Source organism: Roseateles cavernae (genome assembly GCF_040187885.1).
Classification (GTDB): domain Bacteria; phylum Pseudomonadota; class Gammaproteobacteria; order Burkholderiales; family Burkholderiaceae_C; genus Roseateles_E; species Roseateles_E cavernae.
In genome coordinates, this window is sequence record NZ_JBDPLH010000008.1 from 82,926 (window position 1) to 95,298 (window position 12,373).

The following is a 12,373-nucleotide window of genomic DNA, read 5'->3' on the forward strand; positions in this document are numbered from 1 at the left end:
AAGACTGAGAAGCAATGACTGTGGATGTGTTGGTGGTGGGTGCGGGCATCGTCGGCCTGGCCCATGCGTATGAGGCGGCCCGGCGCGGGCTCAAGGTGATGGTGCTGGAGCGCGATGCGGCCTGCATAGGCGCGTCGATCCGCAACTTCGGTTTCGTCACCGTGACCGGCCAGCAGGCCGGTGCCAGCTGGACGCGGGCGCGGCGCTCGCGCGAGGTCTGGGCCGAGCTGGCGCCGCAGGCCGGCATCGATGTCGTGCACCGCGGCCTGTGGCTGGCGGCGCAGCGGCCCGAGGCGCGCTCGGTGCTGGAGGCCTTCATGGCCACCGAGATGGCCCAGGGCTGCGAGCTGCTGAGTCCGTCCGCCGCGGCCGCGCGCTTTGCCGGCCTGCGGACCGAGGACCTGCAGGCGGTGCTCTACAGCCCGCATGAGCTGCGGGTCGAGTCGCGCAGCGCGATCCCGCGGCTGGCGGCCTGGCTGGCCGAGACTCATGGCGTGCAGTTCCGCTTCGGTGAGGCGGTGCTGTCGGTGGCCACGCCCGAGGTGCAGACCTCGCGCGGCGTCTACCGCGCCGAGCGCGTCATCGTCTGTGGCGGCGCCGAGCTCAACGGCCTGTTCGCACCGCTGTGGCAGCCCCATGAGCTGCGCCTGTGCCAGCTGCAGATGCTGCGCGTGCGGCCGCAGGCCGGCTTCCGGCTGGAAGGCTCGGTGATGGGCGATCTGAGCCTGGTGCGCTACGAGGGCTATGCGGCCCTGCCCGAGGCCCAGGCGCTGCGCGAGCGGCTGCAGGCGGAGGAGGGCGCCAGCCTTGCGCACGGCATCCATCTGATCGTCGTGCAAAGCGCCGATGGCTCGCTGGTGGTGGGCGACTCGCACCACTACGGGCCGGTGCTGCCGCCCTTTGCGCTGGAGGAGGTCGACGCGCTGATCCTGCGCCATCTGCGCGCGGCGCTGCGCCTGAGCGAGGCCACGGTGACCGAACGCTGGGTCGGCACCTATCCCTCGTCGAGCCGCGAGCCCTGCCTGGTGCTGGCACCCGACGCCGCCACCCGCGCGGTCACCGTCACCAGCGGCACCGGGGCCAGCACCGCCTTCGGCCTGGCCGAAGAGGTGTTCGCCGCCTGGTGAGCAAAGAAACATACAAGGATTTGCGATGACTCAACTTCAAGCGCTCGTGTTCGACTGGGCCGGCACCATCATCGACCATGGCAGCCTCGCGCCGATGGGCGCTTTCGTCGAGCTGTTCGCCCGCCACGGCGTCGCGATCAGCATTGACGAGGCCCGGGTGCCCATGGGCCTGGCCAAATGGGACCATATCCATGCGCTGGGCACGGCGCCGCGCATCGCGGCCGAATGGCTGCGCCAGCATGGCCGATCGTTCTCCGACGCCGACTGCGACGCGCTCTACGAGGAATTCACGCCGATGAATGCGCAGAGCGTGCTCAACCATGCGGCGCTGATTCCCGGCGCGCTGGAGGTGGTGCAGGACCTGCGCGAGCGCGGCCTGAAGATAGGCTCGACCACCGGCTACAACCGCCCCATCATGGAGGTGGTGCTGCCGCTGGCCGCGGCCCAGGGCTATGTGCCCGACAACCTGGTCTGCGCCGGCGATATGGACAGCGCAAGACCTGGCCCGCTGATGATGGTGCGGACGCTGTCGGACCTGCAGGTCTGGCCGCCGGCTGCGGTCGTGAAGGTGGATGACACGGTGCCGGGCCTGCAGGAGGGCCGCGCGATCGGCGCCTGGGTGGTGGGCCTGGCCGTCAGCGGCAACACCCTGGGCCTCAGCGAGGCGCAGTGGCTGGCCCTGCCGGCCGAGGAGCAGCAGCGCCTGCGCGAGCGGGCCACGGCCGAGCTGCGCGCCGGCGGCGCCCACTATGTGATCGACAGCGTGGCCCAGCTGCCGCCGGTCATCGAAGACATCGAGCGCCGCTTGGCTGCCGGCGAGCGGCCCGACTGAGGCCGGGGTGAATCGGCCGCTCAGCGGCTGTGTGAGGTCAGCCGGGCCAGCGGCGTCGCCAGGCTGACACCCGGCGCGGCCACGCTGGCGCCGCGCTTGGGTGGGGTGCTGCTGAGCACATCCTCGTCCAGCTCCTCGCGGGCCTTGCCCGGCAGCTGGCCCAGGCCTTCGGGGTTGCGGCGCATCGCGACGCCGACGGCCAGGATGTCGATGACCAGCAGATGCAGGATGCGGCTGACCATGGGCAGATGGGTGGAGACATCCTCGACATGGTCGACGATCAGCGTCGCATCGGCCTTGCGGGCCAGTGGTGACTGGCTGGCCGTGATCGCGACCACAGCGGCGCCGCGTTCGCGCGCCTTGTCGGCCACCGCCGCCAGCTCCGGCAGCTTGCCGCTGGCGCTGATGATGACGGCCACATCGCGGGGCCCCAGCACATTGGCGGCCAGCGACTGCAGGCGCGGGTCGGTGTAGGCGCTGCTCGGCACGCCGAAGCGCAGGAATTTGAACTGCGCGTCCTGGGCCACGACACCGTAGTGGCCGACGGCATAGAACTCGATGCGGTCGGCGTGCAGCAGCAGCTCGATCGCGCGGTCGATCATCTCGCGGTTCAGCGCGCTGCGCACCTGCAGGATGGCCGAGGCGGTATTGCCCAGCACCTTGGCACCCAGCTCCACCATCGAGTCGTCATGGGTGACCTGGGTATGGGTCACCGGCACGGTGCCGGTCAGGCCGGAGGCCAGGCGCAGCTTGAAGTCGGACAGGCCCTCGCAGCCCAGCGAGCGGCAGAAGCGGATCACGGTGGGCTGGCTGACATTGGCGGCACGGGCGATCTCGGCGATCGGCGCGTTCAGCGCATCGCGCGGATGGGCCAGCACATGCTCGGCCACGCGCAGCTCGGCCGGCGAGAGCTGCTCGCGCGCGCGCCGGATCTGGTTCAGGATGGCCGCGCCCGGTGCGGTCTTCAGCGTGCGCAGCTGGGCGTCCAGGATCGCCGAGGCACCGATGAAGGTGGCGTGCTCGGCGGTGATCACATAGGTCGGGATCGCCGCCACATAGGCCGAGAAGCGGCCCTTGTCCTCGAAGCGCTGGCGGAAGGCCGAGCGGTCGAAATACTCGCCCAGCCGGGGCACGATGCCGCCGCCGATATAGATGCCGCCCAGGGCGCCCAGCGTCACCGCCAGATTGGCCGCGGCCGTGCCCAGCAGCGCGCAGAACAGCGCCAGCGTCTCGACGCAGACCGGGTCGCTGGCGTCCAGCGCCCGCTGCGTGATCTCGGGCGCCTGCAGGTCCTCGGCCGGGCGGCCGGCATAGTCGGCCATCGCGCGGTACATCAGCGCCAGGCCCGGGCCCGACAGCAGGCGCTCGAAGGACACATGCTCGAACTCTCGCCAGGCGAAGCGCAAGAGCGCGATCTCGCGCTCGTTGCGCGGCGAGAAACTGGTGTGGCCGCCCTCGGTGCCCAGCGCCACCCAGCCCTCGCCGGCCGGGATCAGGCCCGAGACCCCCAGGCCCGAGCCCGAGCCGAGCAGGCCGACGACGCTCTGCTTATTGGCCTCGCCGCCGCCGATCTGGCGCAGGTCGCGGCCGGACAGGCGCGGCAGGGCCATGGCCAGCGCGGTGAAGTCGTTGACGACCACCAGGGTGTCCAGCCCCAGGCGCTGGCGCATCTCCTCGATCGAGAACTGCCAGTGGTAGTTGGTCATCCTGACCAGGTCGCCCTCGACCGGGTTGGCGATCGCGACGCCCGCATGCTCGATCTTCAGCGCCGGCAGGGTCACCAGATAGGCGCTGACGGCGGCATGGAAGTCGGCGTGGTCGGCGCAGCGCAGCGAGGCGATGTGCTCGAACTGGCCCTGGGCGGTTTCCAGCGCGAAGCGGGCATAGGTGCCACCGATGTCGGCGATCAGCCGGGGACTGTCGAAGGGAACCATGGCGATAGGCGGGGAGAAGGTGATGGGCAGGACGGCTGAATGGCGGTCGCCGGCGTGTCCGGATGCACGGGGCGGGTGCGCGCGATTATGGGGCCGTCCGCCCCCATCTCACCCCCGGCAAAGCGCGCACAGCGGGGTCGGCGCTGCGGCGCTGACACGACCGGTCCTGCTTGTGTGTTTGTAGCTAAGCTACATATTTTCGAGTGTCTTTTAACGATGAATCGGTGGGTCTGAATGCTGATTTGCTCGATTTTCATAGGGAAGTATGGATTTATGGGTTCTTGCTCTTGTGGTGTGAATGTAGTTTTGTTACCTTGCACTCCAGTAGAGCCAACAGCATCGGCGGCCTTCCTCCTGGTTTGAAGCGGGTGGAGGGTGGCCAGCAAGCCTGAGACCATCGTGCATTGCCAACTTCCTGATTCCTTGCGGCCCCTCTTGTGGTCTGTCCTGTCGCGCCCGTCCCTGTGTCCTGCTGTGCCGGGGGTGTGCTCATGACGGCGGCGGCGCCCTATTTGGTGGCCGACATCGGCGGCACCAATGCGCGTTTTGGTTGGGTGGCGGCTGGCGGCTCGGCGGTGACGCAGGTGCGCACGCTGCCGGTGCCGGCCCATGCCGGGCCGGCGGAGGCGGCGCGGGCTTATCTGGTCGGGCTGCAGCGCGATCTGGGTGCGGCCTACCGGGCGCCGCGGCGGGCCGCGTTCGCGGTCGCCACCGCGGTGGCCGGTGACCGGGTGGAGCTGACCAACAGCCACTGGAGCTTTTCGCGCGCGGCGGTGCAGGCGGATCTGGGGCTGGATGTCTTGCTGATGCTCAATGACTTCGAGGCGCTGGCGCTGTCGCTGCCGCGCCTGGACGCGGCGCAGCTGCGCGCGCATGGCGGGGTGTTGCCGCGGCCCAGCGGCACCTTGGCCGTCATCGGCCCCGGCACCGGCCTGGGTGTGGCCGGGGTGGTGCAGACCGCGCAGGGCTGGCTGGCGCTGCCGGGCGAGGGGGGGCACGCGACGCTGGCACCGGCCGATGAGTTCGAGAGCGAGTTGCTGGCGCGGGTGCGGCGCGACCATGCCCACGTGTCCGCCGAGCGCTTGCTGTCCGGCATCGGTTTGCCGGTGCTGCATGGGGCGGTGGCGGCGGTGCTGGGCCAGCCGGTGTCGGTGCCTATAAGCACCGAGGCGATTGTCGAGGCGGGGGTGGGCGGCGCCGATGCGCTCAGTGCCTGCACGCTCGATGCCTTCTGTGCCCTGCTGGGCAGCTTTGCCGGCAATGTGGCGCTGACCCTGGGGGCGCGTGGTGGTGTCTATATCGGCGGCGGCATCGTGCCGCGCCTGGGCGAGCGCTTCTTTGCTTCGCGCTTTCGGGAGCGCTTCGAGTCCAAGGGGCGCTTCCGTTCCTATCTGGAAGGCATTCCGACCGCCTTGATCACCGACACGTTGGCCGCGCTGGGTGGGGCGGCGCTGGCGATCGAGCAGGCCTGACGGGTTGTTGTTGTCTGGCTTCGGTGTTGTGTTTTTACAATGTAGTTGAGCTACATGAATGGCGTTTAGCGCCCGGAACAACACCGCCGTGAGGTCTTGGTGGTGGCTTGTTTCATAGGGAAAAAGCCAAAATTCTGATTTCATTAAGGGTTTTCGGCTGTGTTGTGAAAAATCTAGTTTTGGTACAAACAAGGCTGTAGCGAGATTCCGGAACAAGAAAAAAAGCGCAGGAATCCGGGCAGGCCTGGGTGGACCGGCCCACCGTTTGTGTTGCGTCGATGACATCGTTTAGGAGACAAAGATGACGAATGCTGTGAACCAGGCCGGCGCCACGCCCGGCGCTTTGTGGAGACTCAGTCCGGTGGCCGGTGCCTGCACCGTGCTGCTGATGGTGGCCACGGTGGCGCAGGCCCAGCAGGCCGCCCAGACCACCTTGGACACCGTCACGGTGACCGGCATCCGCCGCGGCATCGAGGCCGCGATCTCGGTCAAGAAGAACTCGGACTCCATCGTCGAATCGGTCTCGGCCGAGGACATCGGCAAGCTGCCCGACAGCAGCATCGCCGAGTCGATCGCCCGCCTGCCGGGCCTCTCAGCCCAGCGCGTGGCCGGTCGTGCCCAGGTGATCAGCGTGCGCGGCCTGTCGCCCGACTTCGCCACCACATTGCTCAATGGCCGCGAGCTGGTCAGCACCGGCGACAACCGCAGCGTCGAGTTCGACCAGTACCCCTCCGAGCTGCTCAGCGGCGTGACGGTCTACAAGACGCCCGATGCCGGTCTGGTCGGCCAGGGCCTGTCGGGCACGCTGGACATGCAGACGGTGCGGCCGTTGAACTTCGGCAGCCGTGTGGTCGCGCTGAACGCGCGCGGCCAGCGCAGCTCCCTGGGGGCTGCGGCCAATGCCAAGGCCACCGGCAACCGCTTCAGCGCCAGCTATATCGACCAGTTCGCCGACAAGACCATAGGCCTGGCCATCGGCTACGCGCACCAGGAAACCCCGGTGCAGGAAGAGCAGGTCGGCCTGTACGAGCCCTGGAAGGTCGAGGGCCGCCCCGGTGTGGCCGCCGGCAGCTATGTGATGGACGGCATCAAGGCGCTGCGCCGCACCGGCAAGACCACGCGCGACGGCGTGATGGCCACCGTGGAGTTCCGCCCGTCCAAGCACTGGACCAGCGTCGTCGACGCCTTCGCTGCCGAGGCCAAGCAGGTCGACACGGCCAACCAGTTCGAGCTGAACCTGCAGTACAACGGCAACTTCCCCTGCAACCCGGCCTGCACCTGGACCGATGCGACGGTCAACGGCAACGGCACGCATACCGGCGGCACCATCACCAATGTCTACCCGCTGGTGCGGGGCATGTACAACAAGCGTGATGACAAGATCTCGGCGCTGGGCTGGAACAATAAGTTCCAGTTCGACAACGGCGTCAGCGTGGTGGCCGACCTCAACTACTCGAAGGCCAAGCGCAACGAGCTGAGCCTGGAGAACAATGCCCAGCTGAGCCCGGTCGGCGGCGTGCCCTTCGACACGATCAAGCTGAACTTCGCGAGCTCGAACTTCTCGACCATGGTGCCGCAGCTGGACTACTCGGACCCGGCCAAGCTCTTCCTGCGCGGCACGATCTACGGCTCCGGCTACGGCAAGGTGCCCCGCGTCGAGGATGAACTCAGCGGCTTCAAGCTGACCGGCAACTTCCCGGCGCCGACGATGCTGTCGGGCTTGGTGGCTGACATCGACGTGGGCCTGAACTACGCCGACCGCTCCAAGAAGAAGCGCCAGCCCGAGGGCAATATCAATGTGGGCGCGCAGGGCGACACCACGGTGGCGGCCGATCTGCAATACCGCCCGGTCGATCTCGGCTTTGCCGGTCTGGGCATGATCCCGGCCTGGAATGTGCCCGGCGCGGTCGGTCGCTACATGACCTTCAACCCGACCGACACCGAAGGCTATCTGATCGCCAAGGCCTGGGATGTGGAGGAGAAGACCACGACCGCCTTTGCCCGTGCCAATGTCGACAGCACGATGTTCGGCCTGCCGGTGCGCGGCAACTTCGGTCTGCAGATGGTGCGCGTCGAGCAGCAGTCGACGGCCAATTACTTCGACGGCACCGCACCGGTCGGCAGCCAGGTCAAGCCGGTCACCGAGGGCAAGACCGTGACCGACTTCCTGCCCAGCCTGAACCTGGCTTTCTCGCTGGGCAATGACCAGACGCTGCGTTTCGCGCTGGCCCGCCAGATGGCACGGCCGCGTGTCGACCAGCTGCGCTCGGCGCTGGACTTCGGCATCGACAAGGCCAATGGCAAGCCCGGGGCCAGCGGCGGCAACTCGCAGCTGGACCCCTGGCGTGCCAATGCGCTGGACGTGTCCTACGAGAAATACTTCGGCTCCAAGGCCTATGTCGCGGCCGCCGGTTTCTACAAGGATCTGCGCAGCTATATCTACACCCAGGGGCGCGACAACTACGACTTCTCGAAGTTCGTCGCCGGCTACCTGCCGCCGACCAACTGCGGCGCCGGCAACCAGGCCTGCCCGCCGGCTCTGGATACGGGCACCTACACCGCGCCGTTCAACGGCAGCGGCGGCAAGCTCAAGGGCGTGGAGCTGTCGGCCTCGCTGCCGCTGAACCTGGTCAGCCCGATGCTCAATGGCTTCGGTCTGGTCGCCAGCGCCAGCTTCACCAGCAGCAATATCCGTATCAAGGACATTGACCCCGATGTCGTCAAGAGCGTGGGCAATGATCCGATCAGCCTGCCGGGCCTGTCCAAGCGCGTCTACAACCTGACCGCCTACTACGAGCGCGACGGTTTCGAGGCCCGCATCAGCCAGCGCAAGCGTTCCGACTTCATCGGCGAGATCGGCAACTTCAACGGCAGCCGCACGCTGCGCTATGTGGTGGGCGAGAGCATCGTCGACCTGCAGCTGGGCTACAACTTCAACCAGGGCGCGTTCAAGGGCCTGGGCCTGCTGTTCCAGGTCAACAACCTGGGCGACGATGCCTACCGCACCTATGCGGCCAGCAAGGACCGTCCGTTGGAGTACATGAAGTGGGGCCGTACCTATCTGGTCGGTGCGAACTACAAGTTCTGATCGGCTGTCAAAGCCTTCCGGCCCCGGACGCTCTCCGGGGCTTTTTTACTGGAGTTCGACATGCGCTGTCTGATCACCGGATTGAGGGGCACGCTGGCGCCGGTGCTGGCCCGGCAGCTGCGCGAGGCCGGCCACGAGCTGCTGGGCTGGGACCGCGAACAGGTCGATCCCGAGGATGCGGCGGCGGCCTCGGCCTGGCTGGCGGCGCAGCGCCTCGACGCGATCGCCCATCTGGCGATGGGCAGCGCCGACTGGGCCGGCCGGCTGGCCGCCCATGCGGCCGCACGAGGCCTGCCCATGCTCTTCACCAGCACCGCGATGGTGTTCCATCACGAGCCCGACGGTCCGCATGGGCCGCAGGATGCGCGCACCGCGCAGGACGACTACGGCCGCTACAAGATGGCCTGCGAGGACGCGGTGCGCGCCGCCTGCGCCGATGCCACGGTGGCACGCATCGGCTGGCAGATCGATGCCGAGCGCCCCGGCAACAATATGCTGATGGCGCTTGACGACTGGCAGCGCCGCGAAGGCAGGGTCGCGGCCAGCGCCGCCTGGCGGCCGGCCTGTTCCTTCATGGACGACACGGCCGCCGCGCTGATGGGCCTGCTGCTGCGGCCCGAGCCGGGCGTCGTGCATCTGGACAGCAATGCCGACGAGGCCCATGGTTTTGATCGCGTCGCTGCGGCCCTGCGGGCGCACTTCGGGCGCGCCGATTGGCGCATCGAGGTACATCAGGACTATCGCCACGACCAGCGCCTGGCCGACGGCCGGCGGCTGATGCCGGGCTTGTCAGAGCGGCTGCCCGAGCTCCTTGCTGCCTGAATCGCCAGCCGAAGGCTTTTGTGTTGCTGTCGCGCGCAGCAGCCGGGGCAGCAGAGCCAGGCCGGCCAGCGCGGCCAGCAGGCTCAGCGCCCACAGCGCGCTGCCCGGCGCCAGCAAGACCTGACCCTGCCAGAGCTGGGCGCCGGCGACGCCGGCCAGCGCGAGCAGGCGCAGCCGTTCGCCACCGGCCGCCGCCGCCGGGTCTTCCAGCAGCCGGGCCAGCAGCACCAGGCTCAGCACCAGACCTGCCGCGGCGGCCAGGCCCAGCTGCAGGCTCAAGCGCGGCTCCACCGCCAGGAAGTACACGCCCAGCAGCAGGAGCAGCGCCAGCTGCAGCAGGCCGTACAGCGGCAGGCCCGGCGGCAGCGGCGGTGCATAGCGGACAAAGCGCGCCAGATCGGGCCTGGGCTTGGGCGCCAGCCGCTCGGCGGCGGCCGGCCGCCAGGCGGGGCGCCGAAACCAGATGGTCAGCTTGTCGCGCCAGTTGTCGGCCAGCCGGGCATCGCGCCACAGCTCGGCATAGTTGCGGGTATTGGCCTGCCAGACGCTCCAGCTGCGCAGCGGCCCCAGCACGCCGTAGACGATGGGCTCGCCCTCACGCTCCTCGACAAAAGTGCCGAACAGCCGGTCCCACAGGATCAGGATGCCGCCGTAGTTGCGGTCCAGGCAGTAGTCGTTCTGGCCGTGGTGGACGCGGTGGTTGGACGGCGAGACGAAGACCCGGTCGAACCAGCCCAGCTTGCCGACCAGCCGGGTATGGACCCAGAACTGGTAGAGCAGATCGATCAGGCCGACGACGACAAACATCAGCGGCGGCACCCCCAGCAGGGCCATCGGCAGATAGAAGATCCAGCTGAACAAGAACCCGGTGCTGGTCTGGCGCAAGGCGGTGCTGAGGTTGTATTCCTCGCTGCTGTGGTGCACCACATGGGCGGCCCACAGGATCGCGACCTCATGACCGAGTCTATGGTTCCAGTAGTAGAGGAAGTCGTAGAGCAAGAGGGCGAGCAGCCAGGTCCAGACGGTGTCCAGCGGCCACTCGAGCAGCGCACCATGCTGCCAGACCAGGGTGTAGAGCCCCACCGTCATCAGCTTGGTGAACACGCCCGCCAGCTGGCTGCTGATGCCGGCCGCGAGGCTGGCGACCGTGTCGGCGGCGCGGTAGACGGCCTCGCCGCGGCGGCGGCTCCACAGGAACTCAGCCGCCATCAGCAGCACGAAGACCGGGACGGCGTAGACGATGGGATTGAGCATGGCCGCAGTCTAGGCCTGGCACCCGGGGCCTGGGAGGCGGTGCAAACCCGGCCGCCTCAGATCAAGCCGGCCCAGCCCTGTTGATGCCGGTCAAAGCGCTCGCGCAACAAGGCCTGCTGTTCGGCCGGCAGCGGGCCTTGGGCGACGGCTGCCAGGTTCTGCTTCAAATGGGTCAGCTTGCCGGTGCCGACGATGGCGCTGCCGACGCCCTGCGCGTGGGCGGCAAAGCGCAGCGCCAGGTTCATCCAGTCGCTGCCCTCACCCAGCGCCTGCGGCAGCCCCATGGCCTGCCAGCGGTCCCACAACTGGCCCTCGGCAAAATCATCGGGCCGCTGCGCATGGCGCCAGACCGCGCCGGCCACCGGGCGCTTGGCGATCACACCCAGGCCGCGCGAGTGGGCCAGCGGCAGGCGCTGCTCCAGATTGACCTGGTCGCAGACGCTGATCGAGGTCTGCACGGCGCCGAAAACTTCGCAGCCCAGCGCGAAATCCAGCTCGGCGTTGTCGCCCGAATAGGCCGCCACACGGAGCTTGCCGGCGCGCCGGCAATCGTCGAGCGCGCGTATCACCTCGCCCTGCTGCAGCACGGTCAGCGGGCAGGAATGCAGATGCACGATGTCGATGGCCTCGCAGCGCATCAGGCCCAGCGCGCGCTCGACGCCGGCGACGATGCAGTCGTAGGTCCAGTCCGGCACGCCGTCGACGCCGTAGCCGACCTTGGTGGACAGCACGAAGTCCGCGCGCCGATGCGCCAGATGCCGGCCTATGCGGGCCTCGGACAGGCCGTAGCCGCGCGCGGTGTCGATCAGATTGATGCCCAGGTCGAGCACCTCGTTGAGCAGGCGGCCGGCCTCGTCCTCGCTGACGCGATGGTCGTTGATATGCATCGCGCCAAAGCCCAGGGCCGAGACCCGCAGGCCGCTGCGGCCGAATTCACGCCATGGCATGGGCATCAACCTTTGACGCCGCCGGCCGTCAGCCCGGAGACGATCCAGCGCTGGGCCAGCAGGAAGACCGCGGTGATAGGCAGGCCGGACAGTACGGCCGCGGCGGCAAAGTCGCCCCATAGAAAGCGCTGGTCGTGCAGATAGTATTTGGAGCCCACGGCCAGGGTCAGATTGCCTTCCTCGCGCAAGAGCACCGAGGCCACCGGGTACTCGATGATGGTGCCGATGAACGCCAGCACGAAGACCACCATCAGGATGGGCACGGCCATCGGCAGCAGCACCAGGCGGAAGGCCTGCCAGTGGCTGGCGCCGTCGACCTTGGCGCATTCCTCGATCTCGACCGGGATGGTCTCGAAATAGCCCTTGATGGTCCAGATATGGGTGGCGACGCCGCCCAGATAGGCCAGCACCAGGCCGGCATGGGTCTCGATGCCCAGACCGGGAACGTAGCCGCCTATGGTCTCGAAGATCGCATAGATCGCGACCAGGGCCAGCACCGGCGGGAACATCTGCAAGAGCAGCATCGAGTTCAGGATGCTGGACTGGAAGCGAAACCTCATGCGCGCGAAGGCATAGGCGGCCGTGGTCGAGATCGCGACGATCAGCAAGGCCGAGAGCGTCGCGACCTTGACCGAGTTCCACAGCCAGGTCAGCACCGGGAAGGGCGGCTGCACCACGCTGCCATCGGGGGCCTGGTAGGGGATGCCCAGCGCCAGATGCCAGTGCTCCAGGCTGATCTCGCTCGGGATCAGGCTGCCGGTGGCGAAGTTGCCGGGGCGCAGCGAGATCGAGACCACGGCCAGCAGCGGAAACAGGGTCAGGGCCAGAAAGACCCACAACAGCGCGTGCGCCGCGAAGACGCGCCAGCGGGCTTGTTTGCCTCGAACGATGGCCATA

General features: G+C 68.1%; 9 protein-coding genes. 5 read left to right on the top strand and 4 right to left on the bottom strand.

All coding sequences use genetic code 11. The features are described from left to right. The first annotated feature begins 14 nt into the window (after nt 1-14). Nucleotides 15-1,127 (top strand): TIGR03364 family FAD-dependent oxidoreductase, encoded by a 1,113-nt coding sequence (locus ABGI63_RS19260; RefSeq protein WP_349744018.1) that lies wholly within the window; start codon nt 15-17, stop codon nt 1,125-1,127. A gap of 25 nt (nt 1,128-1,152) precedes the next feature. Next, nucleotides 1,153-1,959 carry a phosphonoacetaldehyde hydrolase gene (gene phnX, locus ABGI63_RS19265; RefSeq protein ID WP_349744020.1) on the top strand — a complete coding sequence of 269 codons (807 nt, stop codon included), beginning with the start codon at nt 1,153-1,155 and terminating at the stop codon, nt 1,957-1,959. Between the two features lie 20 nt (nt 1,960-1,979). On the opposite strand, the gene ABGI63_RS19270 is transcribed toward phnX, so the two are convergent. Beyond that, complete coding sequence (locus tag ABGI63_RS19270) at nt 1,980-3,893, bottom strand: glucokinase (protein ID WP_349744021.1); 1,914 nt, start codon at nt 3,891-3,893, stop codon at nt 1,980-1,982. A gap of 491 nt (nt 3,894-4,384) precedes the next feature. Between ABGI63_RS19270 and glk the strand changes: the two genes are divergently transcribed. From glk to ABGI63_RS19285, 3 genes are all read left to right on the top strand, one after another. Further along, complete coding sequence (gene glk, locus ABGI63_RS19275; protein WP_349744023.1) at nt 4,385-5,365, top strand: glucokinase; 981 nt, start codon at nt 4,385-4,387, stop codon at nt 5,363-5,365. Nucleotides 5,366-5,666: 301 nt separating this feature from the next. Beyond that, a complete protein-coding gene (locus tag ABGI63_RS19280) occupies nt 5,667-8,453 on the top strand; it encodes a TonB-dependent receptor (RefSeq protein WP_349744025.1) in 2,787 nt (928 codons plus the stop codon). A 60-nt stretch (nt 8,454-8,513) separates the two neighbouring features. Next, nucleotides 8,514-9,275, top strand: coding sequence for a sugar nucleotide-binding protein (locus ABGI63_RS19285; protein ID WP_349744027.1), 762 nt, complete (start codon nt 8,514-8,516; stop codon nt 9,273-9,275). On the opposite strand, the gene ABGI63_RS19290 is transcribed toward ABGI63_RS19285, so the two are convergent. The 3 genes from ABGI63_RS19290 to malG are packed head-to-tail and all read right to left on the bottom strand — an operon-like array spanning nt 9,243 to nt 12,372. Beyond that, nucleotides 9,243-10,529: a sterol desaturase family protein gene (locus ABGI63_RS19290; RefSeq protein ID WP_349744029.1), complete on the bottom strand. Its 1,287-nt coding sequence runs from the start codon at nt 10,527-10,529 to the stop codon at nt 9,243-9,245. The genes ABGI63_RS19285 and ABGI63_RS19290 overlap by 33 nt on opposite strands. A 56-nt stretch (nt 10,530-10,585) precedes the next feature. Beyond that, the gene (locus tag ABGI63_RS19295; RefSeq protein WP_349744031.1) at nt 10,586-11,476 is read right to left on the bottom strand and encodes an aldo/keto reductase; all 891 of its coding nucleotides are present in this window, start codon (nt 11,474-11,476) and stop codon (nt 10,586-10,588) included. Nucleotides 11,477-11,481: 5 nt separating this feature from the next. Then, nucleotides 11,482-12,372 carry a maltose ABC transporter permease MalG gene (gene malG / locus ABGI63_RS19300; protein WP_349744033.1) on the bottom strand — a complete coding sequence of 297 codons (891 nt, stop codon included), beginning with the start codon at nt 12,370-12,372 and terminating at the stop codon, nt 11,482-11,484. Between the last annotated feature and the right edge of the window lies 1 nt (nt 12,373).

Bases quoted from the DNA above. Each gene is read 5' to 3' on its own strand.
- ABGI63_RS19260 (WP_349744018.1), top strand. From the start codon at position 15: ATGACTGTGGATGTGTTGGTGGTGGGTGCGGGCATCGTCGGCCTGGCC.
- phnX (WP_349744020.1), top strand. From the start codon at position 1,153: ATGACTCAACTTCAAGCGCTCGTGTTCGACTGGGCCGGCACCATCATC.
- ABGI63_RS19270 (WP_349744021.1), bottom strand. From the start codon at position 3,893: ATGGTTCCCTTCGACAGTCCCCGGCTGATCGCCGACATCGGTGGCACC.
- glk (WP_349744023.1), top strand. From the start codon at position 4,385: ATGACGGCGGCGGCGCCCTATTTGGTGGCCGACATCGGCGGCACCAAT.
- ABGI63_RS19280 (WP_349744025.1), top strand. From the start codon at position 5,667: ATGACGAATGCTGTGAACCAGGCCGGCGCCACGCCCGGCGCTTTGTGG.
- ABGI63_RS19285 (WP_349744027.1), top strand. From the start codon at position 8,514: ATGCGCTGTCTGATCACCGGATTGAGGGGCACGCTGGCGCCGGTGCTG.
- ABGI63_RS19290 (WP_349744029.1), bottom strand. From the start codon at position 10,529: ATGCTCAATCCCATCGTCTACGCCGTCCCGGTCTTCGTGCTGCTGATG.
- ABGI63_RS19295 (WP_349744031.1), bottom strand. From the start codon at position 11,476: ATGCCATGGCGTGAATTCGGCCGCAGCGGCCTGCGGGTCTCGGCCCTG.
- malG (WP_349744033.1), bottom strand. From the start codon at position 12,372: ATGGCCATCGTTCGAGGCAAACAAGCCCGCTGGCGCGTCTTCGCGGCG.